The organism is Thioclava sp. 'Guangxiensis' (assembly GCF_045348365.1).
Classification (GTDB): Bacteria; Pseudomonadota; Alphaproteobacteria; order Rhodobacterales; family Rhodobacteraceae; genus Thioclava; species Thioclava kandeliae.
Genome location: NZ_CP155822.1, coordinates 1,476,572 through 1,503,195, shown reverse-complemented (window position 1 = coordinate 1,503,195; position 26,624 = coordinate 1,476,572). Strand labels below are relative to the sequence as shown.

Here is a 26,624-nt window from a genome sequence, read left to right as displayed (position 1 = left end):
AAGAAAGGGCGCCGCCAATGGCCGCGCCCTTTCCCAATATCATCCTAATCGATGGATCAGTTATCGTCGTCATCCGAGCTGACATCAGCGATATCGTCGAGCGAGACGTTATCGTCATCATCCTCGTCGAGCAGATCATCGTCGAGATCGACGTCGCCTGCATCATCATCCAGATCGTCATCACCGAGATCATCGACTTCGAGATCGGTCTGCTTGTTGCTGGTCTTATCCGCGACCAGAACCTGGCCACGACCATTCGATACGCTTTCCAGCGTCAGGCTATTGGAACAGACAGGGCAGATCATCGGATCACGGTTCAGATCGTAAAACCGGCTCTGGCAATGCGGGCAGAGGCGCTTGACGCCCCATTCCTCTTTGGGCATGGAATTCTCCTGGCTACGCTCTGAGAGAAAGAGTCGAAGCCAACTGCCACAATGACCGAGGCGTGTCAAAGCTTTTTCGAAATTTTCGCCGAATGGGATGAAGGGGTTGTATCTGGATCATGGCTTTCCTGTCGCGCAAACGCACTCCCCCTCCCGTCAAGGCGGAGCCCGTCTTCATCGAACTGCCCGAATTGCCCGGTGTGGCGATCCGTCTCAACCGTTCGGCACGGGCGCGGCGCTACGGGCTCAGAGTCTCGCGCAGCGACGGAAGCGTAACCCTGACCATCCCGCAGCGTGGCACCCAAAGGGAGGCAATTGCATTCGCCCGCGCCCAGACCGACTGGCTTAGCGAAGCGATTGCGCGCATGCCCTCGGTGACGCTCGTAGGCTACGGCCAGAGCATCCTATATGAGGGGCAAGAGGTGACATTGGCGCCCGGTCAGGGGCGGTTGCCGCTACGCGAAGGCACGACCCTTTTCGTGCCCGGTCCCGAGGACCGCATGGCGCGCAAGCTGGAGAGCTTCCTCAAGCATAATGCCCGCCGCAGGCTCCAGAGCGCGACGGAGCATTACGCCGCGCGGATCGGGCGCAATTTCAGCGCCATCACCCTGCGTGACACCCGCTCGCGCTGGGGATCGTGCAGTTCGAAAGGCGCGCTCAGCTATAGCTGGCGGCTGATCATGGCCCCGCCCGAGGTGCTGGACTATGTGGCGGCCCATGAGGTGGCGCATCTCGTGGAGATGAACCACTCTCCCGCCTTCTGGTCCATCGTCGAGGAGCTGCGCCCGAGCTGGCGCAAAGAGCGGCGCTGGCTGCGTGAGGAAGGCGGCCGGCTACATGCGACGCAATTCCGCGCGCCCTGATGCCCATTGACCTGCCCCCCAAAGCTCATCACATAGAGACCATGACCACCATCACCACACGCCAGATCGATAGCGCCGCGCATGACAAGCTATACCGGCGCCTGCGCATGCAGATCATGCACGGGGAAATCCCGCCCGGCACGCCGATGACCCTGCGCGGGCTGGCCAAGGAGAATGGTGTCTCGATGACCCCCGTGCGCGAGGCGCTGCGGCGTCTGGTTGCGGAAGGCGCACTGTTTCTCTCGGCCTCGGGACGGGTAACAACGCCGATGCTGTCGAACGAACGGATCGAGGAGCTGGCCGCCTTGCGCGCCCTGATCGAGCCCGAACTGGCCTCGCGCGCCCTGCCCCGCGCCCACATGGCGCTGATCGACCGGTTGACGGCCATCAACCACGCCAATGCCGAGGCCGTGGTGAAGATGGATGCGATCGGGTATATCCGCACCAATCTGGAATTCCACCGCACGCTCTATCTGCGCGCACAGGCCCCCGCGATCCTCGCCGTGATCGAGACCGTCTGGCTGCAGCTGGGTCCGACGATGAGCACCTATTATGCGTCCATGCAGCGCAATGAACCGCCGCGTCACCACAGATTGATTCTCGCCGCGCTACGGGCAGGCGACGACCCCGGTTTACGGCTTGCGATCCGCACGGATGTGACCCAAGGTCTGCGACATCTGGCACAATAATGTGCGGGCTGTGACATATCCTCCATGTGCAAGGCACCTTTGCGCCGTCGGGGGTTCCCATTCCGGTCACAGCATGGCTTAAGGCACGGAAAGGTAAGTGGGACATGACGGGTATGGCCAGTAGATTGACCGAAGACGAGCGCAAGACGCTCGAGATGAACGTTCTGATGACGCCGGATATGGCGAATTTCTCCGGCAAGGTGCATGGCGGGGCGCTGCTGGCCGAGCTGGACCGCGTGGCCTTCACGCTGGCCTCACGCTATTCGGGCTCTTATGCGGTCACGCTCTCGGTCGATCAGGTGACCTTCAAACAGCCGATCCTCGTGGGCGAGCTGGTGCGGTTCCAGGCCGCCGTGAACCATACCGGCCGCTCCTCGATGGAAATCGGGATCCGCGTCGAGGCCGAGAACATCACCGCAGGCCGCCGCCGCCACACCAATAGCTGCTATTTCACGATGGTGGCCGTGGACGAGATCGGCAAACCGGTCGAGGTGCCGAAGCTGGTGCCGCAGAACGAGGAAGAGCAGCACCGCTGGGATGCCGCAGAGCTGCGCAAGGAGTTGCGCAAGGAACATGGCAAGCGGATGGAAGAAGCCTCTGCCAAGGTCAAGTAAGCCACGGAACTGGAAAAGGCGCCCCGAGGGGCGCCTTTCGCGTTAGAAGTAGCTGCGCACCAGCGCGTCCGAGATCAGCACCCAGCCATTGGCCACCACGAAGAATGCCAGCTTGAAGGGCAAGGACACGACCGCAGGCGGCACCATCATCATCCCCATCGACATCAGCACGGCCGATACCACGAGGTCGATCACCAGAAACGGAATGTAGATCAGGAAACCGATCTGGAAGGCACGCGCGATCTCCGAAAGCATGAAAGACGGCACCAGGGTCGAGAGCGGCACATCCGGCGACAGCGCAAGGGCCGCATCAGGCGAGCGGAGCTTGGCCAGAGATGCGAAGGTCTCGGGATTGGTGCGCCCTGCCATGAAGGTCCGGAACGGCTCTATCGCGCGCTCCAGTGCGGGCATCATCTCGAGCTGACCGTTCATCAGGGGCGCAATACCGTTGGTATAGGCGTCCATGAAGGTGGGCTCCATAATAAACCATGTCAGAAACAGCGCCAACGAGATGATCAGCATATTCGGCGGCGCCGCCTGCAGACCGATCGCCTGACGCAGGATCGACAGAACCGTGACAATGAACGGAAAACAGGTCACCATAATCATGATGCCGGGCGCGAGGCTTAGCAGGGTCACCGCAGAGATCAGCAGAACCGAACTGCCCGTCAGGCTATTCTCGCCGCCGAAATCCAGAGTGACCTCTTGCGCCAAACCCGGCGCCGCAGAAAGCATTAACGTTAATGCGCCGTAACAAATTAGGCGTGACATTGTCATGTCACAGCCCGTTTTGCAGATCGATCACCTCGGTCAGACGCACGCCCAGTTGCCCGGCGTGATCGCCCTGCAGCTCGGTCAGTTCGCCACGCGCGATCAGCTTGTCCCCAACATAGAGCTCGACCGGATCATCGACGCGGCTGTCCAACGGCATGACCGAATCGCGCTTCATACGCAGAAGGTCACGCACCATCGGGCGCGCCTTACCCACCGAGATAGTGATCTCGATCGGCACTTGGGTAAATGGGTTCGAGGATTGGGTTGCCGCCTCAGTCATTATTCTGCTCCTTCTGGACCGCGCCAAAATAACTGGCAATCGCATCGCCGATCAGTGCGATAACACCATCAAGGTCGATATGCGTTTCTTTGCCGCCGAAGCGCAGATAGACCTGCCCTTCGCCCAGCGTATCTTCTGCAACAAAGCTCATTGGCAGGCTTTTCTCCTGCGAGAGAAGCTCCCGCACCTGCTCGAGGCTATTAGGGTTAACCACCACGGTGAGCGGCGTATCGGCAAGCTCGGTCGCCATCGGCATGACCTGCTCCGCGATTGTCTGTGCCAGCGTCTGGCGTGCAACAGTCGGCAGAACTTTTGCAGTCATATCAACAAGCAGCGGCTTCATGGCCTCGAGCACATGCTGACGCGCTTCGTGGAAGGTAAAAGAGAGCGCCTGCAGGTTCTGGCCCAGATCGGCGCGCAAACGCGCCTCCTCGGCATTCTGGGCCGCGACCGCATCTTCCCAGCCTGCCGAGTAGCCCTTTTCGAAGGCCGCGAGCTTGATTTCCTCGAGTTCGGCATGTTCCACGGTCACGGATTGCGGCACATGCGAGGTCGTTTCAAAGGATTCCAGTTCGAACCGCTGCATCACGCACGTTCCTCCTTCTCATCCATCCAGCTGCGCAAGATCTCTACGGTCTCGTCGCGTCGCTCTTCGATCAGGCGTTTCAACCGGTCGACCGGATCGGCATCATTTTCTGCATCATCAAAGGCGTTGCCCATGGCGAAGGGCATGTCGAAACCGCCCAGTTCGTCACCGCCCCCGAGCCCGGACACGAGCGGCATATCATCGGGCAAGTCGCCATCGGCAATCTCGCCAGTCAGTGCATTCGGGTCACCTGCAGCAGGAGGCAGCTGTGCAACCTGCTGGCGCTGGGTCAGGATAGGCTTCATCACGAAGAGACCGAGGATAAGCGCCACCACCGCCAGCACACCCAGCTGGATAAGCTGCATGACATCAAGGTTCTGGCCACCCATGAAGCCTCCCGACATCGCCTCGGTGCCTTCGATCAGCGTCGGCTCGAATTGCATGCTTTGCAGGGTGATCACATCGCCACGCGCTTCGTCAAAGCCTACAGCCGACGACACGAGCGCTTGAAGCTGGTCCAGTTCAGCCTGAGGGCGCGGCGCCCAGGTCACGGTACCATCGGCACCGGTGGTCGGGAGGCCATTCACCAGCACTGCGACGGTGAGGCGTGTCACACTACCCGGTTTACGCAGAACCTCGCGCCGTGTCTCGGACACATCGAAATTGGTGCGCTCGCGGGTCTGCGAGCTGTTGCTCTGGGACTGACCACCCGCATTCGCATTGCCGGTAGGAAGGTTGGATGCAACGGTCACATTCGCCGGGTCGGTCGATTGGGAACTGTCACTCTGCTCCTGAGCGTCGGTCGAAATTGCGATCCGGCTGGCCGGGTCGATCACGCGTTCGGTGATAGATTCGCTTTCCAAAGCGGTACGGAGCGAGATCTCCACCACGGCATTCCCACGACCAACACGCGCTTCCAGAAGTCGTTCCACGTTCTTTTTCAGCTCGGCTGCACGATCTTCGCCATTTTGCAGGATGTTGTCATCGTCACCGGTAGAGATCAGACCACCATTCGCATCGATCACCGAAACATCTTCGGGCTTCATACCCGTGACCGCCGAGGCAACAAGATGCTTAAGCGCGCGCGCTTGCTGTTGGCTGATAGAGCCGGAGACTGCAGTGATGAAGACGGAAGCCGTCGGCTCGATCGAACGGCGGAAAGCGTTATCGCTGCCATGTGCGATATGGACACGGGCCGAGCGGATGCCGGGATTGGCTACAATCGTCCGCGCCAGCTCGCCCTCTTTTGCGCGCCAATAGGCCGCATCGAACATCTGCGAGGTCGTGCCAAATCCGGACATCGAATCGAGCAGCTCATATCCGGCGCCGCCCATCGCCGGTAGTCCTTCGGAGGCAAGCGTCATGCGAAGCTCGTCGCGCTGGGTTGCATCGACATAGATCGAATCGCCACGGATTTCATAAGGAACGCCACGCTGTTCGAGCGCGCTGACAACCTCCCCAGAGCTTTTCCCTTCCAGTCCTGCATAGAGGAGAGAGTAGGATGGCTTGGATGCCATATTAGAAAGAAGCAGGATCGCCGCGAAGACGATCCCGGTTGCTGCGAGCACAATGAAACGCCGCCGCGTATCCATCGCTTGCCAAACGGCAGTTACCTGTTCCAAGACGCACCTCCATGAGCGGACCTTCTGTCCCGTCGTCGTCTCATGTTTCGCCGATCGCCCTTAACAATCGGTTAGTGGGTCTGGGTTTATTACGGTTTCAACGAAGTAATCGGAATGATCCCATGGCAGAAGCAACAGCAGATCAGATAGAAGGCTCAGAAGAGCCGAAGAAAAAGTCGAAACTTCCGCTAATTATCGGCCTCGTGCTGATGCTCGTCTTTGGCGGCGGCAGTTTCTTCACACTTTATTCCGGCATGATTCTCGCCCCTCCGGCGGCAGAGGATCCACATGCCGAAGAGGTTCCAAAACCGGCGGATCTGCCGGATATTTCCTTTATCAAACTCGATCCGATGGTGATCTCGCTTAGCGATTCTGCCTCGCGCCATCTACGCTTCAGCGCCGAGCTTGAAGTCCCGACGGCGTATCAGGCCGATGTCGAGAAGCTGCGGCCGCGCGTCATGGATGTGCTGAACGGTTATCTGCGCGCTGTAGATCTGAGCGAGCTTGAGGACCGCACCGCACTCATCAAGCTTCGCGCACAGATGTTGCGGCGCATCCAGATCGTCACCGGCGAGGGCCGTGTGAATGATCTGCTTATCATCGAATTTGTGCTGAACTGAGGAATGCAGACCATGGAACTTATCTCTAATATCCTGCTGATCGCTGGCGCTCTGGGTGCTGCCGTCTACTGTATTGTCCTGTCGCGCCGCCTCAAGAAGTTCAATCAGCTTGAAAGCGGAATGGGCGGCGCGATTGCCGTTCTATCCGCTCAGGTCGATGAACTGACCAAGGCTCTGGAAAAGGCGCAAAGCACAGCAAATACCTCGGCGGAGCAGCTGCGGACGCTCACGAAACGCGCGGAGATCGGCGCGGAGAAACTGGAGATCATGCTCGCCTCGCTGCATGATCTTCCGGAGCCTGTCCCTCAGGACACAACTCCCGAACCGCGTCCCGCTCCTACGGTTCCCCTGGAACCCGTGATGACCGAAGAGGCCAATGCCCCGAAGCGCCCGCGCGTCGTACGGCGCCGTAACCGTGACAACATGGAGGCCGCGGAATGAGCGCGACCGAAAAGAAAGACGCTCGCAAACCGCAAGCGGCGCGAAAGCCCAAAGCCACCCCGCGCAGACCGGCGCGCAATACGCTGATGATCATCGCAACGCTCCTCGCAGGCTCGGCCGCGATCCGTATTGCGGCAGGTGCAGACACGGCATTTGCGAAGGCCGCAGATCTCACCAACGCTGTGACCTCTCCAACCTGCACGACAGAAGAAGGCGTCATGGCGCTTCTATCCGAGGTGAATGCCCGCTCCGGCAAGCTTGATGAACGCGAAGCCCTTCTGGCCAACCGTGCCACAGCGATCAGCGTCGCAGAAGATCGGCTGAGGCAGCGCATCGAAGAAATGAAAACCGCCGAGGAAGAGCTCGCCAAAACTGTCCAGATTGCGGATCGCGGTGCCGAGGACGATGTAACTCGACTTGTGACGCTCTATGAAAATATGAAGCCGAAACAAGCCGTTCCTCTATTCGAGACCATGGCGCCGGAATTTGCGGCAGGCTTCCTCGGGCGCATGCAACCCGCCGCGGCTGCATCGATTATGGCAGGTCTGTCCCCGGACACCGCCTATACGATCAGCGTATTGATGGCAGGTCGGAACGCGAACGCCCCAAAAAGGTAAAGCGCGTCAGTAGTTTTTTAAACGTCCTTTGCGATGCTTGCATCGTAACAATGGAGACGGACGATGATTGGCATAGTGGGAATCGTGATCATCTTCGCCATGGTATTTGGCGGCTATGTAGCAGCCGGTGGCAAGATGGGAATTATCCTGAAATCACTCCCCTTTGAGATGATTATGATCGGGGGCGCGGCCGTCGGGGCCTTTATCCTGTCAAATGACATGGCGTCTATCAAACACGCGCTGAAGGACATCGGGAAAGTCTTCAAGGGGCCGAAATGGAAGCCTGATGATTATCGGGATCTTCTCTGTCTGCTGTTCGAGTTGATCCGCCTGCAGCGGCAAAACCCCGTGGCCATCGAAGAACATATCGAAGACCCCGAGAACTCTTCGATTTTTGGGAAATATCCGAAGATTCTCCATGACCACGAAGCCGTCGAAATGATCTGCGACACGCTGCGCTCGGCCTCTATGAACTATGACGACCCCCATCAGGTCGAAGAGGTTCTCGAGAAGCAGCTCGAAGCCAATTACCATCACGCAATGCATTCCAGTCATGCGATCCAGAACGTCGCTGACGCAATGCCCGCGCTCGGGATTGTGGCTGCTGTGCTCGGCGTTATCAAGACGATGGGCTCCATCGACCAGCCGCCCGAAGTGCTCGGCAAGATGATCGGTGGGGCGCTGGTCGGAACCTTCCTCGGCGTCTTTTTGGCCTATGGGTTCATCGGTCCCTTTGCGTCGCGCATCAAGGCTGTTGTCGATGAGGATTCCCATTTCTACAAGTTGATCCGAGAAGTCCTTGTGGCAAATTTGCATAACCACGCGACCAATATCTGCATCGAAGTCGGGCGCCAGAATACTCCTCACCATATTCGCCCGAGTTTTTCGGCACTGGAAGAAGCGCTTAAATCCGTCAAGTCGGAGGCAGCATGAGGCATCTTTTTGTCGGCGCGATATTTACCACGATAGCAACGGTCACCACGGCCCAGACCGTAACCGTTCAATCGGGAGAGCATCCAGATTTTACGCGCCTAGTTTTTCTGTTCCGCGATAAAGTTGACTGGTCACTCGAGCAGAACGAGAACGGTTATTCTTTTTCGGTCAACAGGCCGGAAATTGAGTACAATCTGGATAACGTATTCTACTTTATTCCCCGTACACGCATTAACGATCTCTATCCCGTTAATGGCTCATCCAGCCTGGATATCCAGACCCCAGACGATATCGAACTGACCGCCTTCGAGTTGGCATCCGGTGAAGTTGTTGTCGATGCGAGGAAATCGATGGCCCCACAACCGTCTGCGCGGGCACCAGCCTCCCCGCCTCAAATAGAAATCAACCCTTCAAGCCCTCGAGTGGCCAGTACGCCTCCAACGTCTACGGCTATCGCGCTTTCCGATCCGGCGGTTTACTGGCGCCTTTCCGACCAGCTTTCCCTCGGCAAAGCGAACTCTGCCCTCACTGCGCCAGCTCAAGAAGAAGCTACCCCCCAAGCAGACACATCGGTAGAAAATGCCCTGGCGCTAGATCAGTTGCTCAACGACGACGATGATCGTGTCTCGGAAGCTGAAGAGCAGCTTCTGAAGCAGCTTAGTCGTGCCGCTTCACAAGGGTTGATCAAACTCGAAATGCCGCAGGCGCCGCCGCCGGAACCGATGGCGGCGCCCGCAGAGGCGCCGGCTCCAGAACCAACGCGGCAAAATGAGCATATTGCGATTCATTCCGAGACGGTAATCGACCGCGACGCAGGATCGTTGCAAAGCGCGTTCGACGATGCCTTAGGAGATAAGCGTTGCGCACCCAATTCCAGCTTCGCGCTCCGCGAATGGTCCGAGGAAGGTGACCCCTTTGCTCTGATCTCGAACCTGAGACGTTCTCTGATAGGCGAGTTCGACAAGCCCGACGAGACTGTCGCATTGCGACTGGCACAGATTTATATCGCACTCGGATTTGGCGCAGAAGCAGAGGCAATCGTCGAGAATTTTTCGGTCGATAACGACGCTCAGAACGTGATCCACCTGATGGCGGGGATCGTCGACGGAAAGCCGGTAGCCCAGAACAACCCTCTTCTCTCGATGAGCACCTGCGACGGTTCAGTGGCTTTTTGGGCCTTGCTGGGACAGAACACCTCCGATCCGCTCGAAATCAACATGAAAGCCATCCAGCGCACCTATTCCGACCTGCCTATTTCTCTGCGGCGGTCGCTAGGCGTTCCGCTCGCAAACAAACTTATTGCCCTCGGCTATCCCGGTGAAGCGGAAACCGTCCGTTTCTCACTGGGGCGCGGCGAAGAAAACAAGAGTTTGCAAGCCGTTATGCTTGACGCAACTATCGATAGCGAGCGTGAAACGGCAAATGCTCTAGAGCAGAGGCTGAAGCCTGTCGTCGAGCGTGACAATGATGACTCTGTGGACGCAACTCTCATGATCGCGGAAGCCGCGTTCCGCGACCATCACGCTATGGACGAGCTTGTTCTGGAGAACGCTTCAGCGCTCGCGATCGAACTGTTGCCCTCTGAGGATGGCGCAAAGCTGTTACGTGCAGACGCCTTGGGCCGAGCCAGCCGTGACGACTGGAACGGCGCAATGTTGACCCTTGCGCGTTGGCCGGAAGATCAGCAACCTGAGATGAAGAAAAAAACCGAAGAAGAGATCCTGCAGCGCGCCATCCGCGAGCTTGATGACAAGGAAATGCTGATCTTCTTCTTCCAGCATAAACCAGAGATAGAGGCTGCGAATCTCACACTGGACGATCATCAGCACATGGCCGGGCGCCTCGTCGATCTCGGCCTGCCCGATAGCGTCCAGACGTTACTCGAGAACGAGCGCCCGTTATCGGATCCATCGCGTATTCTTATGGCAAAAGCTGCTCTACTGGAACATGATGGCCCTGCCGCCATGACTTATGTTGATGGAATCGATACGGAAGAAGCCCAACAAATACGCCTGCAAGCCCAAAATTACTTCCTTGGCGGGGATACCCTGAACGAAGGCGGCGGAGTTCCGCAACTTTCTGACGCAGGCCCCGACAATGCGTTACGACGGCAGGATTGGGAAACACTCGCGACTTCGGGCTCCGAGCCCGAAAAGGCTTTCGTACAGGCCTTCGGGCTTACAGGGTCCACCTCGGAGGCAGCCCCTCAGGGCGAACTTTCCAATGCGCAGCGTCTTCTGGATCGCAGTGCCGAAGAGCGTGATGCCCTCAACAACCTTCTCGAAAGTCTGAATGCGCGCTGAGACAGGCGAGCTTCGGCGCGGCTAGACGAGCTTCGCCGGAATAAGGCCGCGAAGCGAGTTGCCGAGCCAGAAACCGTCTTGCAGATCCTCAAGCCGAAGCACCTGTTCTCGGGCACGCCCTTTGACTAGCAGGCTCTCGCGCAGCACTCCGGGTAACAGCCCCGAAACGGTCGGTGGAGTTAGAAACACCTCCGACCGCTCGACGAAGATATTCGTGATGGTGCCTTCGCACACCTCGTCACGCTCGTTGAGAAAAATCCACTCATCAACGCCTCGCGGCAATGTTTTGCGTGTCTCGTCATAAAGAGCGCGTTGGGTTGTCTTTATCTGCAGCCACGGATCGCCCGATGACAGACGCGGCTGCGCAACCGCCACATTCCATTCCGGCATCGCCGGGCCGAGCGCCACGCATTGTAGATCAACCACGCCCTCGATCCCGACGGTCAAACGCACGCGATAGGCCCCTGTCGCAGGCAGCTTTTGCAAGCACTGCTGCACTCTCCCGCGATCCAGCGTGATACCGAGCGAAAGACAGGTGCGCTTCAACCGATCCAGATGCAGATCCAGCCGGATGGCTACCCCGCCCTCGACGCGGAATGTCTCGATGACCTTCAGGTCCGGAGGACAGGTCCGGCGTAGCGACTTTTCCATAGGGCCTCCTCATATTCGGCCTCGGCACGGCTATCATAGACGATCCCGCCTCCGACATTCAGCGTAACTGCCCCTGCCTCGCATCGCAAAGTGCGGATCGCCACGTTGAAGGCCATATTCCCCTGCGGTCCGATCCAGCCGATGGTCCCGCAATACAGCCCCCGCGCCCAAGGCTCGAGTTCGCGAATGATCTGCATGGCGCGGATCTTGGGCGCGCCGGTAATGGAACCGCAGGGAAAGAGCGCCTCGACAATCTGGCTGAAACCGGCCCCGGGCTGCAAACGGGCCTCGACGGTGGAGACCATCTGATGCACCGTCGGATAGGTCTCGACGGTAAAGAGGTCGGGCACTTTCACACTGCCCAGACATGAAACACGGGAAAGATCGTTGCGCAGGAGATCGACGATCATCAGATTTTCCGCGCGGTCTTTCTCCGACCCACGCAGATCCGCGATCTGCGCCTGATCGCCCTGATGATCCTCGCCGCGCGGACGCGTGCCCTTCATCGGGCGCGTCCGGATATTGCGCGCCGGATCGACCTCGAAAAACAGTTCCGGCGACCGCGATACGAAATGCACTCCACCGAAATCGACGAAAGCGCCATAGGTCAGGGGCGTCTGCTGTGCCATTTGCGCATAGAGCGCTTCGGGCCGCCCTGTCAGCCTGCCCGTCACCGGGAAGGTCAGATTGACCTGATAGCAATCGCCCGCGCGGATATACTCGGCCAAGCGGGAGAAGGCTGCACCATGATCGCCCTGCGACCAGCGCGGCACCAACTCGGTAAGCTCGGCCGCTCCCCGCAAGGGCGGTGTGACCGTCGGCGTGTGATAGGCGGCGAAGGCAATCAACGGATCGCGTCTGGTTTCGGGCAGAAGCGGCAGAAGCTTATCGGAGAAACAATAGCCCAACTCATAGGACATCATGCCCGCCAACCAGTAGCCCTCGGCCTGCAATGCCTCGATCCGTGCAAGGACCGGCGCGACCTCTTCGGGGCGGTTGGCGCATAGAACCTCGACGGGGTTCGCAAAACAGGTATGGGCCCCGAGCGGACCGTGATCGAACAAAACCTTCATCGGACTTTCCTGCCGCGTCTCGTGCCTACTTCGCATCTTCGGCGCATGGGTCAAGGCTGAAACCGACATTTCACCGCCCAAACCGGCTTTTCAATCCCGTTGCAGCTCCGATAGCCCGTGCTATCAAGGGTGAAATAGATAAGACAGCTCATCATGTTCGACATTATCCGCCTCATCCTCCCGATCTACCTGCTCATCGCCGTCGGATTCGTGCTGATCAGGATCCGGTATATCGCGCCGGCTGATCTGCGCGGAGCGGGGCGGCTTGTCATCCGGTTTTTCCTGCCGCTTGTCGTTTTTGCGGCGGTGGGCGCGGGACAGCATGATACCGCGCTGCATCCGATGCTGTTTGCCGCCTATGTCGGGGGGTCGCTGCTCAGCTATGCGAGCGCCTATGGCATGGCGTGGATGGCGGGCAAGGATCATGGCGTCAGGGCCTTCGAGGCCATGGGATGCTCCTGCTCGAACTCGGCCTTCTTCGGGCTGCCCATCGTGACGCTGGTCTCCGGCCCCGCGATTGCCTTCGACATTTTCGCGATGGCACTGCTGGTCGAGAACCTGATCATGATCCCCCTCGCTGTAAGCATCATCGAGGCGGAGAGTGGGCTGACATGGCCGAAACTGCGCAAACTGATCTTCGGGGTCCTGACCAACCCGCTTCTTGTGGGCGCGGTGGCGGGGCTCATATGGAAGGCCACCGGTCTGGGTCTGCCACAGATCGCGCTGGATGCCATCGGGCTGATGACACCAGTGGCGGCTCCTGTGGCGCTGCTGACGGTCGGCGGGGCGGTGGCGGAGCTGTCTTTACGCACCTTCCGCTGGGGCGTCGTGCGTATTACCCTGTGCAAGCTGATCCTCCACCCGCTGTGGGTGGGGCTGATGATCCTGCTTCTTTCGGGGATGCCCGGTGATCTACAGATCGCGGCGATCGTCAATGCCTCGCTGCCGATGATGTCTGTCTATATGCTCTTCGGCATCCGCTTCCGTCGCGAGGATGTGGCCGCAACAGCCCTTATCACGGCAACGGCTCTGTCCTTCGTGACACTCTCGACCCTACTCTACTTGCTTCGCTAGGCACCGAAGCAACCCAAGGGAGAATCGCCCTCAGAAAACCAATCTGTTCTACCGGCATAAAAGATAAATAAATTATAACTTTCGTTAGGTTAACCAATAGAAGTGAGCAGGTTATTGCGCATTTTCTGCGTTGTGACGAAACGTAAAATTGGGATCGGCACACTTAAAAATTGAAAGATCAACGTTTGTTGTCGAAATTAAAACTGTTAATGCCTTTCTCGCCCTCTGGGCAACCTTCCAATTAGCGACGCCCCGCCCCGGGGTAGAGCCTCTTTCATTTCACCGCCCCCACCCATCCCGCAGGCATGTTGCTTTGCGGGGCACATAAACCTGTATCCGGTGCTTGGTTGATGAGTGTTTCGCGATTGGAACCCCCTCATGACAACGCGTACAAAAGAGCTCGATAACGTCCAGACCTATAATGGCAGCCTGCTCGGCATCCAGAACAACCTCATCCTGAGCGATTTCTCCGACACGTCCGGCGGAACATTGACCGTTGAGGATACCGACAACGGGCGCGACTGGGATGTTGGCGAAACCGGCACATGGAACGGTGCAGAGGCTACCTATATCGGATCGGGCACGATCACATCGGGTGTCAGCCTGAATCTCTCTGTTTTCGGGCTGGATCTCGATGTCGGCACCTCCGTCGAATTCGAAGCTTGGGACGTCGACGGCACGACCTATATCTACTATCCGAACGGCGACCAAGCCTCTCTTCTTGATGGTCTGGTGTCACAGCTTGAAGCCGGTATCCCTCGTCTCGCCACGGTCCTGAGGGTGCTCCGCGTCACCAGCCTGACGGAATATGTCGAGAAAAACGCTCTGCTCACTGTCGATTTCGATGCAGGTGGCTCTTTCGATCTTCCGGTCTGCTTCACGCGTGGCACTCTGATCGATACTATAGCTGGCAAACGTCCCGTCGAGACGCTGCGTGTCGGTGACCTCGTCCAGACCGCAGATGACGGGCTGCAGCCTATCGCTTGGATCGGACACCGAAAGGTCAATGCGAGAGGCACATTCGCCCCCATCCGCATCGAAGAGGGCGCTCTGGGAAACAGCCGCATTCTGGAAGTGTCGCAACAGCACCGGATGCTGATCAGCGGCTGGCAGGCAGAACTGCTCTTTGGCGAACCCGAGATTCTCGTGGCCGCGACCCATCTGCAGAATGATTGCTCGATCCGGATAAGGCAGGGCGGCTCGGTCGAGTATTTCCATATCCTGTTCGGATGCCATCAGATCGTTTTTGCGGAAGATTTCCCCTCGGAAAGTTTCTTCGTGGGCGAAACAGGTCTCGATACGCTGGACGCGCTACAACGCGACGAAGTCCTATCGCTCTTTCCCGAGCTACCGCTTGGCGAGGTGCCGGCCTTGGCACGCCAGAGCCTCAAAGCCTATCAGGGGCGCGTGCTGGCGCAGGAGCTCGCCTGATACACAGGATGCCACTCACGGCAAAAGAAAAGGCCCCTCCGGGGGCCTTTTCGTATATCTTCTGTGGTTCAGTCATCCATCTTGAGCGCGGCGATGAAGGCGGATTGAGGGATTTCGACCTTACCGAACTGCCGCATCTTCTTCTTACCGGCCTTCTGCTTCTCGAGCAGTTTCTTCTTCCGCGTCGCGTCCCCGCCATAACATTTGGCGGTCACGTCCTTGCGCATCGCCGAAAGCGTCTCGCGCGCGATCACACGGGCACCGATGGCCGCCTGAATCGGGATCTTGAACATGTGACGCGGAATCAGGTCCTTCAGCTTCTCGCACATGGCACGGCCACGCGCCTCGGCGCGGTCACGATGCACCATGATCGAGAGCGCATCCACCGGCTCGTCATTCACCAGGATCGACATTTTCACAAGGAAGTCCTCGCGGTAGCCGATCAGCGAATAATCGAAGGACGCATAGCCTTTGGTTACCGATTTCAGGCGGTCATAGAAGTCGAAGACGACCTCAGAGAGCGGCAGGTCATAGACCGCCATCGCCCGCTGACCGGCATAGGTCAGATCCATCTGGATGCCACGACGATCCTGACAGAGCTTGAGCACATCGCCCAGATACTCGTCGGGCACCATGATCGTGGCCTTGATCCGCGGCTCCTCGATATGGTCGACATAGGTCAGATCCGGCATATCGGCGGGGTTATGCAGGTCGATGACCTCGCCGTCCTTCATATGCAGCTTGAACACAACGCTCGGTGCGGTGGTGATCAGATCGAGATCGTATTCGCGCTCCAGACGGTCGCGGATCACCTCGAGATGCAGAAGCCCCAAGAAGCCGCAACGGAAGCCGAAACCGAGGGCAGCCGAGGTTTCCATCTCGGCCGAGAAGGACGCATCATTCAGCTGCAGCTTCTCGATCGCATCGCGCAGCGCCTCGAAATCGGCGGCATCAACGGGGAAGAGGCCACAGAAGACCACCGGAATGGACGGCTTGAAGCCCGGAAGCGCCTGTGCACAGGGCTTTTTGTCATGGGTGATGGTGTCGCCCACTTTCGTGTCACGCACCTGTTTGATCGAGGCGGTGAACACCCCGATCTCACCCGGCCCCAGCTCGGCAATATCGACCATCTGCGGCTTGAGCACGGAAAGACGGTCCAGCTTGTAGGTGGCGCCCGTCTTCATCATCTTGATCTGGTCGCCCTTTTTGACGACGCCATCCATGACGCGGATCAGAACGACAACGCCCAGATAGCTGTCATACCAGCTATCGACCAGCATGGCTTTCAGCGGCGCATCGCGATCGCCCTTGGGGGCGGGCAGACGGTGGACAATGGCTTCCAGCACATCGGGAATGCCAAGGCCCGTCTTGGCCGAGATTTCCACAGCATCGGACGCATCGATGCCGATGACATCCTCGATATTTTCCTTCACCCGCTCGGGTTCGGCGGCAGGGAGGTCGATCTTGTTGAGAACAGGCACGATCTCGTGGTCGGCATCGATGGCCTGATAGACATTGGCCAGTGTCTGCGCCTCGACGCCTTGGCTGGCATCGACCACCAGAAGCGATCCTTCCACAGCCTGCATGGAGCGCGAGACCTCGTAAGCGAAGTCGACGTGGCCGGGGGTGTCGATCAGGTTCAGGATGTAGGTCTTACCATCCTTTGCGGGATACTCGATCCGGACAGAGTTCGCCTTGATCGTAATACCGCGCTCGCGCTCGATATCCATCGCATCAAGAAGTTGCGCCTTCATGTCACGTTCGGCCACCGTCCCGGTGAGCTGAATCAGCCGGTCGGCGAGTGTCGATTTACCGTGGTCGATATGCGCCACGATGGAGAAATTGCGAATGCGGTCGAGATCGGTCATGGCGCGCGATATATATAGGTTTCGACGTTGCGGGAAGAGAAATTCACACGGCAGGCCCTAAGCTACCGCAGAAAGCCTGCTATGGCGTGAAGATCGTGGCTTGGCAAGCCTGCCCGAAGCGCGCCGAGCGCAAAAATATGCCGCTGGCGTTCATAGCCGCACATTGACCTTTGTCTCTGCCCGCGCAAGTTAGAGGAAGCATCCCCAAGGAGGTTCCCATGATCCTGTCCGTCCCCAATATGACCTGCAAGCATTGCAAGGCCTCGGTCGAGAACGCCATCGAAGAGGTTGGCGGCAAGGCAGAGGTCTTTCTGGAAGACAAGGAGGTCGAGGTCACCGGCCTGCCCCCTGAGACCGTTCTGGCCGCCCTCAAAGGCGCAGGCTATCCGGCGGAAGTGATCGAGTAACTTCACGATCCAGCGAGAGGGGCAACTCTGCTTTGAGGCGAGCTTCATAGTTTGTTAACCATCTTGCTAAAATAAAGATACGCGTGCAGCGTCCATAAGAACCGAGCAAACCATATCGAGGCAGAGCATGAAGACGATCATTCTGACCGCAGCGGCAGCGGTCACCCTAAGCCTGAGCCTAGGCACCACCGCGCAGGCTGGCGCGCTGGAAAACGCCTGTCAGCAAGGGGGGCGCACCACCGATACGGGCCTGTGCCGTTGTATCCAGCAGGTCGCAGATATCACGCTCAGCAATCGCGACCAACGCCGCGCCGCCAAGTTCTTCACCGATCCCGATCAGGCACAGATCGTGCGCAGCTCGGATCGTCCCTCGGATGAGGATTTCTGGGCGCGCTACAAGAATTTCGTATCCGCCGCAGAAGGTTACTGCAGCAACTGATCCCGATGATCGGGCCGGGGTTTCCGGCCCTTTTTCATAACGCGGGCGCCCTCAGTCCGGGGCGCTCAGCTCGGCAAGAGTGCGGCGCACCCCTCTTTCGATCAGATCCAGAACACCGTCGAAGTCCCGCGTATAATAAGGATCGGGCACCTCGCCCCCCGCCAGATCATCCGGCAGGAACAGCCGGATCTCTGCTCCGCCAGAAACCGGTGCCAGCCTTTGCGCATCCGCCAGATTTTGCCGGTCCATCGCCAGAATCAGATCGAATCGCCCGAAATCATCCCGCGTCAGTTGCCGCGCCCGCAGATCCGACAGATCATAGCCGCGCGCCCTTGCCGCTTTCTGCATCGGACCATAGGGCGGCTCGCCGGCATGCCAGCTCCCCGTCCCTGCCGAATCGGTCACCACCTCCAGCCCCGCCTTGCGGGCCAGATCACGGAACACACCTTCGGCGGCGGGCGAACGGCAGATATTGCCTAGGCAGAGAAAAAGGATACGCATGGAGAAGAGCTTAAAGCAGGAGAGAGCCATGGCCAAGCCCGCGCGCGCGCCCCGCAAGATCGTTATTCTGACAGGGGCCGGTATCTCTGCCGAAAGCGGCATCCGCACCTTTCGCGCCGAGGACGGGCTGTGGGAGGAGCACCGCATAGAGGATGTCGCGACCCCCGAGGGCTTCGAGGCCGATCCCGATCTGGTGCTTGATTTCTACAACAAGCGCCGCGCCGTCTCGACGGGAGCGCAGCCCAACCCTGCCCATATCGCACTGGCCCAACTGGAGGCCGATCCGCGCTTCGAAGTGCTGATCGTCACCCAGAATGTCGATGACCTGCACGAACGTGGCGGCGCGCGGAACGTAATCCATATGCATGGCAGCCTCTATGGCGCGATCTGTCATGCCTGCAAGTCACGCTGGCCAGCCCCCGAGATCATGCGCGCTTCCGATCCCTGCCCCGAATGCGGCCAGATGGCAACGCGCCCCGATATCGTCTGGTTCGGCGAGATCCCCTACCGGATGGACGAGATCTGGACCGCGCTGCGCGCCGCCGAGCTGTTCGTGTCGATCGGCACGTCGGGCAATGTCTATCCGGCGGCGGGCTTCGTGCAGGACGCCGCGCGGGCGGGCGTGGCCACACTGGAACTCAATCTCGACCCCTCCACCGGCACCTCCAGATTCGACGAATGCCGCCACGGACCAGCCACGACGCTTGTGCCGGAGTGGGTAAAAGAGCAGCTGACCCAAGCATAGCGTGCAAAAACCTGCATATCGCTGCGCTATTGCCAGATGAATCGCTTGACCTGCGCTGCGTTTACTCGTATCTCCCGCGGACAGAATTCTGGGCGCTGCGCTTGCGGCGCCTTCATATGTTGCGAAAACGGGCGATCTTCGCCCATGTGGAAACAAAGGATGATGCCATGTCGCGCGTTTGCGAACTAACCGGCAAAGGCCCGATGACGGGCAACACTGTAAGCCACGCGAACAACAAGTCGCGTCGCCGCTTCCTGCCGAACCTCAATGATGTAAGCCTGATCTCCGAGACCCTCGGCCAGAGCTTCAAACTGCGCGTTTCGGCGCATGGCCTGCGTTCGGTCGATCACCGCGGTGGTCTGGACGCATTCCTTGCCAAGGCAAAAGACGCGGACCTCTCGGTCAACGCTCTGAAAATCAAAAAGGCCATCGTGAAGGCACAGGCAGCAGCCTGATCCCCGCGATCCTGACAGATTTCGAACCCCGTGCCTCCGGCGCGGGGTTTTTTCTTTACGGCGCTTCCTGATCGAAATCATTTGGTCCGGCCCGCGCGGCAGGCTATGACGCCGGATATGAAGACGCTCCGGCTTTTGCCCTTTGTGACGATACTTCTGGTGACAGTCTTCGCGCTCACCAGTCTCGAATTCGCCTCCGCGCGCGGTCAGACCCGCGCGGCCGGACAGATCGTGCTCTGTAGCGGTCAGGGGCTGGTCACGGTGACGGTCGATGCCGGTGGCACACCGATTCGTCATGTGAAGATCTGTCCCGATATGGCGCTGGGTCTGCTGGCCTCGCTCGGCGTCACCCCGCCTGTGCTGCACCGCCCGGACGGCATGCACCGGCTCGATGCCACGTCCCCCCTCCCTGTCGAGGGCGGCCTTGCCATCATTCTCCCGAAGGCCCGCGATCCTCCTGAGACCGCCGCATAACCCTTTGAAATGCGATCTTTACAGGAGACACACCATGATCCGCTCGACCCTTCTGGCCGCCACGACCCTCATTCTTGGCCTGCCCGCCTTTGCCGAGGGCATCACCGTTCATGATGCCTATATGCGCATCTCTTCTCCCGTCGCCAAATCCGGCGCCGCCTTCATGACGATCGAGAACACTTCCGGTGAGGCCGACCGTCTTGTCGGTGTCAGCTCCACCATCGCAGAGCGCACCGAGTTGCATACCCATCAGGCCGATGCCAACGGCATGATGGAGATGCTGCACGTCCCCGAGGGCTTTGCGATCCCTGCTCATGGCGCGCATGCACTGGCGCGTGGGGGCGATCATGTGATGTTCATGGGCTTGACCGAACCGCTGGAAGAGGGCGAGCATATCCAGCTTACGCTCGATTTCGAACACGCCGCCCCCGTGACCGTCGATCTGCAGGTGACGATGGGCGAAGGCCCGACCGGTCAGAGCCACGGCAGCATGAGCCACAACTGACCTAGCGCAGGATCTCGAGCATTGCGGCGGCGGCCACCGCCGGCGCAGTGCCCCCTGCCGCCACTTCGTCCCCCAGAGCGGCCATCCGCTCGCGGATCACCGGATCATTGCGCAATCGCGCCAAAAGCCCCTCGCGCACCTCTGCCTCGAACCAGTGACGCGCCTGCTCGGCACGGCGGGCGGCAAAATGCCCCTCGGCCTCGCGCCAACCGGCCAAGGCGCGGATCTCGTCCCATGCGGTCTCGAGGCCCACCTCCTCCAACGCCGACACCGCCATCGCCTTGGGGAACCCCTCCGGGTCCTGCGGACGTTTGCGCAACAGCCTGAGCGCACCTGCATAATCGGCCACCGTGCGCAGCGCCGTCATCTTCAGGTCGCCGTCAGCCTTGTTGACCAGAAGGATATCGGCCATTTCCATGATGCCCCGCTTCACCCCCTGCAGCTCGTCCCCTCCCGCAGGCGCCATCAGAAGAACGAACAGATCGACCATATCGGCCACCAGTGTCTCGGACTGGCCGACGCCCACCGTTTCGATCAGGATCAGATCGAACCCCGCCGCCTCGCAGAGCAGGATCGCCTCGCGGGTGCGCCGCGCGACCCCGCCCAGATGCGCCTGCGACGGCGAGGGCCGGATAAACGCCTTGGGGTCACGCGACAGCAAGTCCATCCGCGTTTTGTCGCCAAGGATCGAGCCGCCCGAGCGCGCCGAGGACGGATCGACGGCCAGCACGGCAACTTTCTTGCCCTGCCCTGTCAGCATCAGCCCGAAGCTCTCGATAAAGGTCGATTTTCCCACACCCGGCGTGCCCGACAATCCGACCCGCAGGGCATGCCCCCTGCCCGCCAGCAGATCCAATAAGCGCAAGGCTTCGGCACGGTGATCGGGACGCTGCGATTCAATCAGCGTGATACCCCGCGCCAGAGCCCGTCTTTCTCCGGCCAGAATGCCGCGCGCCAGATCATCGGCAGTATTGCGCATGGTTCTCCCCCTATCGGCCAATCCTTGCAACCTAGCGTAAAAGAGTGAGTATCTGTGAAACGCTTCCTATTTCTTGCCTCGGCCAAAAGGTATATGTCCAGCCCATAGCCTGAAGAGCTTCAGGTTTCGTCACGACGAAAGGACCGTCATGAGAGCAGGGGTTATGCACAAGATCGTTCTGGCCGGTGCGCTGGCATTGGGGCAGATCGCCACCGGATATGCCGCGCGTGCGGATCAGAGCGACCAGATCACCTTTGATGTCGAGCTGAAGGGTATCAAGGCGGGCGAATTGCTGATTAATGGCAAAATCGAGGGCAATGGCTATGGCGCCAACGGGACGCTGCAGACCACAGGGCTCTTGGGCTTCATCCGCAAGGTGCGTTTTGATGCGACCGCGAATGGCTACATCACCGGCCAGCGTTTCACACCTACCCGCTATGTCGAGCAAGCCGATACGCCGGACCGGGACCGTGTCTCGACGATGGTCTATAACCGCGGCACGCCGATCTCGGTCAGTCAGGAACCGCCGCGCAAGCCGCGCAGCACCGATCTGGACCCGACGCAGCAGCATGGCACCGTCGATCCGCTGACCGCACTCTATTCGGTCCTGCGCTCGGTTCCCGCAGACGAGGCCTGCAACCGCTCCGAGCAGATCTTCGACGGCTCCCGCCGCTCGCAGGTCAAACTGAACGCGCCGCAGAAACAGGGGAAGAACGTGATCTGCACCGGCGAATACCGCCGCCTGTCGGGCTTCTCCAAATCGGATATGTCCAAGAAATCGGTCTTCCCTTTCACCCTGACCTATAGTCCCACCGCCAAGGGCCGTCTGGAGGTCAGCCAGATTGCCACCGATACGATCTATGGCGAAGGCCGCCTGATACGGCGCTGAGTTTTGACGACCCTTCCTATCGATACCGTCCTGCCCGAGTTATGCGCCGCGATCGCCCGCGATGGCCGCGCCGTCCTGATGGCGCCGCCCGGCGCGGGCAAGACCACCCGCGTGCCTCTGGCCCTGATGGACCAGATCCGCGGTCGTATCCTGATGCTGGAGCCGCGCCGTCTGGCCGCCCGTGCCGCCGCCGAGCGCATGGCCGACACATTGGGCGAGCCGGTGGGCCAGACCGTGGGCTACCGCATCCGTGGCGAGGCGAAAGTCTCGAAAGCAACCCGTATCGAAGTGGTCACCGAGGGCATCCTGACCCGCATGATCCAGTCCGACCCCGAGCTCTCGGGCGTGGGCTGCGTGATCTTCGACGAATTCCACGAGCGCTCGCTCAATGCCGATCTGGGGCTGGCCTTGGTCTGGGAGGTGCGTGGCGCGCTGCGCGACGATCTCGCCATTGTGGTGATGTCCGCCACGCTTGACGCGGGGCCGGTAGCGGCGATGCTCGATGATGCGCCGGTGGTGGTGTCGGAAGGCCGCGCGTTTCCGGTGGAGACCCGCTGGCTCGACCGTCCCGTGGACCGCACGATGCGGTTTGAACCCGCACTTGCGGGCCTGATCGAGCAGGCCGCCACCGAGACCACGGGCAGCATTCTCGCCTTCCTTCCGGGCGAGGGCGAGATCCGCCGCGTCGAGGCGCTGCTGGCCGGCCGCCTGCCCGCCGATATGACCATCCGTCCGCTCTTTGGCGCGATGGAATTTGCCGCCCAACGCGCGGCCATCGAGCCTGCCAGAACGGGCCGCAAACTGGTTCTGGCAACCTCGATTGCCGAGACCTCGCTGACCATCCAGGATGTGCGTGTGGTGATCGATGGCGGTCGCGCGCGCCGGATGCGCTTTGACGCGGGATCGGGCATGGCGCGTCTGGTGACCGAGCCTGTCAGTCGCGCCGAAGCCGAGCAGCGTCGCGGACGCGCGGGCCGTGTGGCCGAGGGCATCTGTTACCGGCTCTGGACCAAAGGCGCCGAGGGCGCGCTGCCCGCCTTCCCGCCTGCCGAAATCGAGGTGGCCGATCTGTCGGGTCTCGCGCTGGAACTGGCGCAATGGGGCAGCGACGGGTCGGATCTGGCTTTTCTCACGCCGCCCCCCGCGCCCGCATTGGCCGAGGCGCGCGCCCTGCTGAAAAATCTGGGCGCGCTCGATGGCACCAGCCTGACGCCGCATGGTCAGGCGCTCGCCCGCCTGCCACTCCATCCCCGCCTCGGGCATATGCTACTGAAGGCCGGAAAAAGCGCCGCCGATCTGGCCGCCCTGCTGGCCGAGCGCGACCCTCTGCGCGGGGCCCCCGCCGAGCTGACGCTACGCCTGAAAGCGGTCCAGAAACCGCGTGACTTTGCCGCCGATCATCCGTGGCAGCCCCATCGTGGCACGGTGGACCGCATCCGGCAGGAGGCCCGCCGACTGGCGAAGATGGTCGATCATACTACCCCGCTCGAGCCCGCCGAGATGGCCGCACTTGCCTATCCCGACCGTGTGGGCCTGCGCCGCGCGGGCGATCAGCCGCGCTATGTGCTCTCGGGTGGCAAGGGCGTGCAGATCGCCGATACGGACCCGCTGGCCACCGCCCGCCTGATCGTGGCTACTGATACCAATGGTGACCCGCGCGAGGCCATGCTGCGCCAGGGCACCCAGATTTCCGAAGCCCAGATCCGCGGGCTGTTCGGCGCGCAGATCGATTGGGTGGATGTCTGCGAGTGGTCGCGCCGCGAGGGCCGCGTGGTGGCGCGCAAGCAGGAGCGTTTCGGCGCGCTGGTGCTCGATGACCGGATCTGGAAGGACGCCCCGCGCGAAGCGCTGGCCCGCGGGGCGCTGGACGGCATCCGCCAGATCGGGCTGCCATTTTCCGATGCCGCGCGACGCTTCCGCGCCCGTGTGCAGCTTCTGCACGAGGAAGGCGCGGATCTGCCCGCCTTCGATGACGATGCGCTGATGGCGCGCGCCGGGGACTGGCTTCTGCCCTATCTGGGTGGCAAGCGCACCGAAGCCGACCTCCGCCGGATGGATATCACCGACGCGCTGCGCGCAAGCCTCGACTGGGAGCAGCTAAAGCTGGTGGACCGCTTGGCCCCTGCGCATTTCGAAACGCCTTTGGGGCGGCGCGTGCCCATCGATTATAGCGGAGAGCACCCCGCTATCGAGATCCGCTTGCAGGAGATGTTCGGTGTGACGGCCCATCCCAGCATCGGTCCCAAACGCCTGCCGTTACGCGTGACGCTCCTCTCGCCCGGCCATAAGGCCATTCAGGTAACGATGGATATTCCGGGCTTCTGGGACGGCTCCTATGCCGATGTGCGCAAGGATATGCGCGGGCGCTACCCCAAACATCCGTGGCCCGAAAACCCGCGCGAGGCCGACCCAACATTGCGCGCCAAACCCCGTTCCCAGTAGACCTCCCCCCAATGGAAAAGGCGGCCCCGCGAGACCGCCTTTTTTAGTTACTTCTTGCCGGGCTTGCCATATTTGGCTTTCGGTTTGCCCTTATCCTTGGGATTCGGCTTGTCCTTGAAAGACTTGCCTGCGGCGGGTTTACCGAATTTCGCAGGTTTTCCCTCGCCGAACTCGTCGCGGCTCTTGAAGGATTTGCGCGGCGCACCATCGTCCGAATCCCCTTTGCGATGCGGCTTCTTGAACTCGCGGTCTCCACGGTCGCCAAAATCGCGACCCTCGGAATGACGGCGCGGGCCACCGGGTTTCTTGTCCCATTTGGCGGGACGCGGGTTCGGACGGTCGAGTCCCTCAGGCGCTTTGTCCAGCACATCCACACCGCATTTATCCTCGAGCGAGCGCTCGGGGCCCACCGATTGCAGGAAACGGTCGGCGGCATCGGCATGGATCTGCACGAAAGTATGGTCGTTCATGATGCGGATCGCTCCGATGTCACGGCGGGTCAGATCACCCGCGCGGCAAAGCATCGGCAGCAGCCATTTCGGATCGGTGCCGCTGTCACGGCCCATCGACAGACGCATCCATGTCGAGCGCTCAAACTCGACCTTTGCACGCGGCTTCGGCCCGTCCACGCTGATCGGCGTGATATCCTCGGGCGCCGAACGACCGGCACGGAAGGCGCGCACAACGGCGGCGGCCAGCTGAACCTTGTCGAAACGCGCGGCCAGCGCCTGAACGGCGTCATTCTCGTCCGCTTCGATCAGGTCGGTAAGGCTGGGCATTTCCATCATGCGGGCGCTGTCACGCTCCTGCACTTCCTCGGCCGAAGGCGCGGGCGCCCAATCGGCGGTGAGGTTGGCGAATTTCAGGAGGCGCTCTGCCTTGGCCTTGATATTGATCGGCACGACCAGCGCAGACACGCCTTTCGACCCCGCACGACCGGTCCGGCCCGAACGGTGCAGCAGCGCTTCCTTGTTCTGCGGCAGGTCGGCATGGATCACCAGCTCGAGGCCCGGAAGGTCGATACCGCGTGCGGCCACGTCCGTGGCGATACAGACGCGGGCACGGCCATCGCGCATCATCTGCAGCGCACGCGAACGCTCTTCCTGGCTCAGTTCGCCCGAGAGCGCCACCACGGCAAAGCCACGGTTCAGCAGCTTCGTGGTCAGATGGGTCACCATCGCGCGGGTGCCACAGAAGACGATCGCGTTATGCGCCTCATAGAAACGCAGCAGGTTGACGATGGCATTCTCGCGGTCCGAGCGGTCCACCACCAGCGCGCGATATTCGATATCGCTGTGCTGGGCCTTGCGGTCGATGGTCGAGATGCGCTGCGCATCTTTCTGGAAGGTGCCGGCCAGACGCTCGATCTCGGGCGAGACGGTCGCCGAGAACATCAGCGTGCGGCGTTCTTCGGGCGCCTCGTTGAGGATGAATTCCAGATCCTCGCGGAAGCCCAGATCCAGCATCTCGTCGGCCTCGTCCAGAACCGCGACCTGCAGTTCCGACAGATCCAGCGCGTTACGGCGGATATGATCGCAGATCCGGCCCGGCGTCCCCACGACAATATGCGCCCCGCGTTCCAGCTGACGGCGCTCATTGCGCGGATCCATGCCCCCAACAGCACCCGCGATGATCATACCGGCTTCGGCATAGAGCCATTCCAGCTCGCGCTTCACCTGCAACGCCAGCTCGCGCGTCGGCGCGATGACGATGGCGCGCGGCACATCGGCACGGGTGGGCAGACCCTCGGCCAGAAGCTGGGCCGACATCGCAAGCCCGAAGGCCACGGTCTTGCCCGAGCCGGTCTGCGCCGACACAAGAAGGTCCTTATCCGCCAGAGCAGGGTCACCCACCGCATGCTGCACGGAGGTGAGGGTTTCGTAGCCCTTCTTTTCCAGCGCGGACTGCAGCGCGGGGTGAATGGCGATATCAATGCTCATGGCGGGGGACTTTCGGGTCTGGAATG

At 60.6% G+C, this 26,624-nt stretch carries 29 protein-coding genes; 18 read left to right on the top strand and 11 right to left on the bottom strand.

Features of this window, described 5'->3' with window-relative positions:
• Window positions 1-56: 56 nt before the first annotated feature.
• Window positions 57-383: a TIGR02300 family protein gene (locus ABEB22_RS07445; protein ID WP_339113504.1), complete on the bottom strand. Its 327-nt coding sequence runs from the start codon at window positions 381-383 to the stop codon at window positions 57-59.
• A gap of 119 nt (window positions 384-502) precedes the next feature.
• Between ABEB22_RS07445 and ABEB22_RS07440 the strand changes: the two genes are divergently transcribed.
• From ABEB22_RS07440 to ABEB22_RS07430, 3 genes are all read left to right on the top strand, one after another.
• Complete coding sequence (locus ABEB22_RS07440) at window positions 503-1,246, top strand: M48 family metallopeptidase (RefSeq protein ID WP_406869968.1); 744 nt, start codon at window positions 503-505, stop codon at window positions 1,244-1,246.
• A 41-nt stretch (window positions 1,247-1,287) separates the two neighbouring features.
• Window positions 1,288-1,935, top strand: a complete 648-nt coding sequence (locus ABEB22_RS07435; RefSeq protein WP_339113506.1) for a GntR family transcriptional regulator — start codon at window positions 1,288-1,290, stop codon at window positions 1,933-1,935.
• Window positions 1,936-2,048: 113 nt separating this feature from the next.
• Complete coding sequence (locus ABEB22_RS07430) at window positions 2,049-2,549, top strand: acyl-CoA thioesterase (RefSeq protein ID WP_339113507.1); 501 nt, start codon at window positions 2,049-2,051, stop codon at window positions 2,547-2,549.
• A 42-nt stretch (window positions 2,550-2,591) separates the two neighbouring features.
• Here ABEB22_RS07430 and fliP read toward each other — a convergent pair whose 3' ends face one another.
• From fliP to fliF, 4 genes are read right to left on the bottom strand one after another with little or no spacing between them, the layout of a single operon-like run.
• A complete protein-coding gene (fliP, locus tag ABEB22_RS07425; protein WP_406869967.1) occupies window positions 2,592-3,320 on the bottom strand; it encodes a flagellar type III secretion system pore protein FliP in 729 nt (242 codons plus the stop codon).
• A gap of 7 nt (window positions 3,321-3,327) precedes the next feature.
• Window positions 3,328-3,603, bottom strand: a complete 276-nt coding sequence (locus ABEB22_RS07420; protein ID WP_350934955.1) for a FliM/FliN family flagellar motor C-terminal domain-containing protein — start codon at window positions 3,601-3,603, stop codon at window positions 3,328-3,330.
• Entirely contained in the window at window positions 3,596-4,192 is a 597-nt protein-coding gene (locus tag ABEB22_RS07415; protein ID WP_339113510.1) for a flagellar biosynthesis protein, read from the bottom strand. The genes ABEB22_RS07420 and ABEB22_RS07415 overlap by 8 nt, the downstream gene beginning before the upstream one ends.
• The gene (fliF, locus tag ABEB22_RS07410) at window positions 4,189-5,811 is read right to left on the bottom strand and encodes a flagellar basal-body MS-ring/collar protein FliF (RefSeq protein WP_406869966.1); all 1,623 of its coding nucleotides are present in this window, start codon (window positions 5,809-5,811) and stop codon (window positions 4,189-4,191) included. Before fliF ends, ABEB22_RS07415 begins: the two co-directional genes overlap by 4 nt.
• Before the next feature lie 122 nt (window positions 5,812-5,933).
• Between fliF and fliL the strand changes: the two genes are divergently transcribed.
• The 5 genes from fliL (at window position 5,934) to ABEB22_RS07385 (ending at window position 10,725) form a co-directional block, all read left to right on the top strand.
• A complete protein-coding gene (gene fliL / locus ABEB22_RS07405) occupies window positions 5,934-6,431 on the top strand; it encodes a flagellar basal body-associated protein FliL (protein ID WP_406869965.1) in 498 nt (165 codons plus the stop codon).
• Window positions 6,432-6,443: 12 nt separating this feature from the next.
• Complete coding sequence (locus ABEB22_RS07400) at window positions 6,444-6,872, top strand: hypothetical protein (RefSeq protein ID WP_406869964.1); 429 nt, start codon at window positions 6,444-6,446, stop codon at window positions 6,870-6,872.
• Window positions 6,869-7,489, top strand: coding sequence for a hypothetical protein (locus tag ABEB22_RS07395; protein ID WP_339113514.1), 621 nt, complete (start codon window positions 6,869-6,871; stop codon window positions 7,487-7,489). The genes ABEB22_RS07400 and ABEB22_RS07395 overlap by 4 nt, the downstream gene beginning before the upstream one ends.
• Before the next feature lie 63 nt (window positions 7,490-7,552).
• Window positions 7,553-8,422: a flagellar motor stator protein MotA gene (motA, locus tag ABEB22_RS07390; RefSeq protein ID WP_339113515.1), complete on the top strand. Its 870-nt coding sequence runs from the start codon at window positions 7,553-7,555 to the stop codon at window positions 8,420-8,422.
• Window positions 8,419-10,725, top strand: coding sequence for a hypothetical protein (locus ABEB22_RS07385; RefSeq protein WP_406869963.1), 2,307 nt, complete (start codon window positions 8,419-8,421; stop codon window positions 10,723-10,725). The genes motA and ABEB22_RS07385 overlap by 4 nt, the downstream gene beginning before the upstream one ends.
• Window positions 10,726-10,746: 21 nt before the next feature.
• Here the strand turns inward: ABEB22_RS07385 and ABEB22_RS07380 are convergent, their stop codons facing one another.
• Both ABEB22_RS07380 and ABEB22_RS07375 read right to left on the bottom strand, forming a co-directional pair.
• Window positions 10,747-11,376, bottom strand: a complete 630-nt coding sequence (locus tag ABEB22_RS07380) for an aminotransferase class IV (RefSeq protein ID WP_406869962.1) — start codon at window positions 11,374-11,376, stop codon at window positions 10,747-10,749.
• Window positions 11,337-12,449: an aminodeoxychorismate synthase component I gene (locus ABEB22_RS07375; RefSeq protein WP_406869961.1), complete on the bottom strand. Its 1,113-nt coding sequence runs from the start codon at window positions 12,447-12,449 to the stop codon at window positions 11,337-11,339. Before ABEB22_RS07375 ends, ABEB22_RS07380 begins: the two co-directional genes overlap by 40 nt.
• A 153-nt stretch (window positions 12,450-12,602) precedes the next feature.
• Between ABEB22_RS07375 and ABEB22_RS07370 the strand changes: the two genes are divergently transcribed.
• Window positions 12,603-13,523, top strand: coding sequence for an AEC family transporter (locus ABEB22_RS07370; protein ID WP_339113519.1), 921 nt, complete (start codon window positions 12,603-12,605; stop codon window positions 13,521-13,523).
• Between the two features lie 378 nt (window positions 13,524-13,901).
• Complete coding sequence (locus ABEB22_RS07365; protein ID WP_406869960.1) at window positions 13,902-14,954, top strand: Hint domain-containing protein; 1,053 nt, start codon at window positions 13,902-13,904, stop codon at window positions 14,952-14,954.
• Between the two features lie 68 nt (window positions 14,955-15,022).
• On the opposite strand, the gene lepA is transcribed toward ABEB22_RS07365, so the two are convergent.
• Window positions 15,023-16,822: a translation elongation factor 4 gene (gene lepA / locus ABEB22_RS07360; RefSeq protein ID WP_339113521.1), complete on the bottom strand. Its 1,800-nt coding sequence runs from the start codon at window positions 16,820-16,822 to the stop codon at window positions 15,023-15,025.
• 218 nt (window positions 16,823-17,040) lie between these two features.
• Here lepA and ABEB22_RS07355 point away from each other — a divergent pair, with 218 nt between their 5' ends.
• Both ABEB22_RS07355 and ABEB22_RS07350 read left to right on the top strand, forming a co-directional pair.
• A complete protein-coding gene (locus tag ABEB22_RS07355) occupies window positions 17,041-17,229 on the top strand; it encodes a heavy metal-associated domain-containing protein (RefSeq protein ID WP_339113522.1) in 189 nt (62 codons plus the stop codon).
• Window positions 17,230-17,356: 127 nt separating this feature from the next.
• The gene (locus ABEB22_RS07350) at window positions 17,357-17,668 is read left to right on the top strand and encodes a hypothetical protein (protein WP_339113523.1); all 312 of its coding nucleotides are present in this window, start codon (window positions 17,357-17,359) and stop codon (window positions 17,666-17,668) included.
• A gap of 51 nt (window positions 17,669-17,719) precedes the next feature.
• Here the strand turns inward: ABEB22_RS07350 and ABEB22_RS07345 are convergent, their stop codons facing one another.
• A complete protein-coding gene (locus ABEB22_RS07345) occupies window positions 17,720-18,169 on the bottom strand; it encodes a low molecular weight protein-tyrosine-phosphatase (protein ID WP_406869959.1) in 450 nt (149 codons plus the stop codon).
• A gap of 28 nt (window positions 18,170-18,197) precedes the next feature.
• Here ABEB22_RS07345 and ABEB22_RS07340 point away from each other — a divergent pair, with 28 nt between their 5' ends.
• The 4 genes from ABEB22_RS07340 (at window position 18,198) to ABEB22_RS07325 (ending at window position 20,348) form a co-directional block, all read left to right on the top strand.
• Window positions 18,198-18,914 (top strand): NAD-dependent deacylase, encoded by a 717-nt coding sequence (locus ABEB22_RS07340; RefSeq protein ID WP_339113525.1) that lies wholly within the window; start codon window positions 18,198-18,200, stop codon window positions 18,912-18,914.
• 167 nt (window positions 18,915-19,081) lie between these two features.
• Entirely contained in the window at window positions 19,082-19,369 is a 288-nt protein-coding gene (rpmB, locus tag ABEB22_RS07335; protein ID WP_339108997.1) for a 50S ribosomal protein L28, read from the top strand.
• Between the two features lie 117 nt (window positions 19,370-19,486).
• Complete coding sequence (locus ABEB22_RS07330; RefSeq protein ID WP_339113526.1) at window positions 19,487-19,843, top strand: hypothetical protein; 357 nt, start codon at window positions 19,487-19,489, stop codon at window positions 19,841-19,843.
• A gap of 34 nt (window positions 19,844-19,877) precedes the next feature.
• The gene (locus ABEB22_RS07325) at window positions 19,878-20,348 is read left to right on the top strand and encodes a copper chaperone PCu(A)C (protein ID WP_339113527.1); all 471 of its coding nucleotides are present in this window, start codon (window positions 19,878-19,880) and stop codon (window positions 20,346-20,348) included.
• Window position 20,349: 1 nt separating this feature from the next.
• On the opposite strand, the gene meaB is transcribed toward ABEB22_RS07325, so the two are convergent.
• Window positions 20,350-21,327, bottom strand: coding sequence for a methylmalonyl Co-A mutase-associated GTPase MeaB (gene meaB, locus ABEB22_RS07320; RefSeq protein WP_339113528.1), 978 nt, complete (start codon window positions 21,325-21,327; stop codon window positions 20,350-20,352).
• 163 nt (window positions 21,328-21,490) lie between these two features.
• On the opposite strand from meaB, the gene ABEB22_RS07315 reads away from it, so the two are divergent.
• On the top strand, window positions 21,491-22,216 hold the full coding sequence (locus ABEB22_RS07315) for a DUF3108 domain-containing protein (RefSeq protein WP_406869958.1): 726 nt from the start codon (window positions 21,491-21,493) through the stop codon (window positions 22,214-22,216).
• Between the two features lie 3 nt (window positions 22,217-22,219).
• Window positions 22,220-24,658 carry an ATP-dependent helicase HrpB gene (gene hrpB, locus ABEB22_RS07310; RefSeq protein ID WP_406869957.1) on the top strand — a complete coding sequence of 813 codons (2,439 nt, stop codon included), beginning with the start codon at window positions 22,220-22,222 and terminating at the stop codon, window positions 24,656-24,658.
• Between the two features lie 47 nt (window positions 24,659-24,705).
• Here hrpB and ABEB22_RS07305 read toward each other — a convergent pair whose 3' ends face one another.
• Window positions 24,706-26,598: a DEAD/DEAH box helicase gene (locus tag ABEB22_RS07305; protein WP_406869956.1), complete on the bottom strand. Its 1,893-nt coding sequence runs from the start codon at window positions 26,596-26,598 to the stop codon at window positions 24,706-24,708.
• Window positions 26,599-26,624 lie beyond the last annotated feature (26 nt).

Coding starts and splice junctions, on each gene's coding strand:
- ABEB22_RS07445 (WP_339113504.1), bottom strand. CDS start 383: ATGCCCAAAGAGGAATGGGGCGTCAAGCGCCTCTGCCCGCATTGCCAG.
- ABEB22_RS07440 (WP_406869968.1), top strand. CDS start 503: ATGGCTTTCCTGTCGCGCAAACGCACTCCCCCTCCCGTCAAGGCGGAG.
- ABEB22_RS07435 (WP_339113506.1), top strand. CDS start 1,288: ATGACCACCATCACCACACGCCAGATCGATAGCGCCGCGCATGACAAG.
- ABEB22_RS07430 (WP_339113507.1), top strand. CDS start 2,049: ATGGCCAGTAGATTGACCGAAGACGAGCGCAAGACGCTCGAGATGAAC.
- fliP (WP_406869967.1), bottom strand. CDS start 3,320: ATGTCACGCCTAATTTGTTACGGCGCATTAACGTTAATGCTTTCTGCG.
- ABEB22_RS07420 (WP_350934955.1), bottom strand. CDS start 3,603: ATGACTGAGGCGGCAACCCAATCCTCGAACCCATTTACCCAAGTGCCG.
- fliL (WP_406869965.1), top strand. CDS start 5,934: ATGGCAGAAGCAACAGCAGATCAGATAGAAGGCTCAGAAGAGCCGAAG.
- ABEB22_RS07400 (WP_406869964.1), top strand. CDS start 6,444: ATGGAACTTATCTCTAATATCCTGCTGATCGCTGGCGCTCTGGGTGCT.
- ABEB22_RS07395 (WP_339113514.1), top strand. CDS start 6,869: ATGAGCGCGACCGAAAAGAAAGACGCTCGCAAACCGCAAGCGGCGCGA.
- motA (WP_339113515.1), top strand. CDS start 7,553: ATGATTGGCATAGTGGGAATCGTGATCATCTTCGCCATGGTATTTGGC.
- ABEB22_RS07385 (WP_406869963.1), top strand. CDS start 8,419: ATGAGGCATCTTTTTGTCGGCGCGATATTTACCACGATAGCAACGGTC.
- ABEB22_RS07380 (WP_406869962.1), bottom strand. CDS start 11,376: ATGGAAAAGTCGCTACGCCGGACCTGTCCTCCGGACCTGAAGGTCATC.
- ABEB22_RS07375 (WP_406869961.1), bottom strand. CDS start 12,449: ATGAAGGTTTTGTTCGATCACGGTCCGCTCGGGGCCCATACCTGTTTT.
- ABEB22_RS07370 (WP_339113519.1), top strand. CDS start 12,603: ATGTTCGACATTATCCGCCTCATCCTCCCGATCTACCTGCTCATCGCC.
- ABEB22_RS07365 (WP_406869960.1), top strand. CDS start 13,902: ATGACAACGCGTACAAAAGAGCTCGATAACGTCCAGACCTATAATGGC.
- lepA (WP_339113521.1), bottom strand. CDS start 16,822: ATGACCGATCTCGACCGCATTCGCAATTTCTCCATCGTGGCGCATATC.
- ABEB22_RS07355 (WP_339113522.1), top strand. CDS start 17,041: ATGATCCTGTCCGTCCCCAATATGACCTGCAAGCATTGCAAGGCCTCG.
- ABEB22_RS07350 (WP_339113523.1), top strand. CDS start 17,357: ATGAAGACGATCATTCTGACCGCAGCGGCAGCGGTCACCCTAAGCCTG.
- ABEB22_RS07345 (WP_406869959.1), bottom strand. CDS start 18,169: ATGCGTATCCTTTTTCTCTGCCTAGGCAATATCTGCCGTTCGCCCGCC.
- ABEB22_RS07340 (WP_339113525.1), top strand. CDS start 18,198: ATGGCCAAGCCCGCGCGCGCGCCCCGCAAGATCGTTATTCTGACAGGG.
- rpmB (WP_339108997.1), top strand. CDS start 19,082: ATGTCGCGCGTTTGCGAACTAACCGGCAAAGGCCCGATGACGGGCAAC.
- ABEB22_RS07330 (WP_339113526.1), top strand. CDS start 19,487: ATGAAGACGCTCCGGCTTTTGCCCTTTGTGACGATACTTCTGGTGACA.
- ABEB22_RS07325 (WP_339113527.1), top strand. CDS start 19,878: ATGATCCGCTCGACCCTTCTGGCCGCCACGACCCTCATTCTTGGCCTG.
- meaB (WP_339113528.1), bottom strand. CDS start 21,327: ATGCGCAATACTGCCGATGATCTGGCGCGCGGCATTCTGGCCGGAGAA.
- ABEB22_RS07315 (WP_406869958.1), top strand. CDS start 21,491: ATGCACAAGATCGTTCTGGCCGGTGCGCTGGCATTGGGGCAGATCGCC.
- ABEB22_RS07305 (WP_406869956.1), bottom strand. CDS start 26,598: ATGAGCATTGATATCGCCATTCACCCCGCGCTGCAGTCCGCGCTGGAA.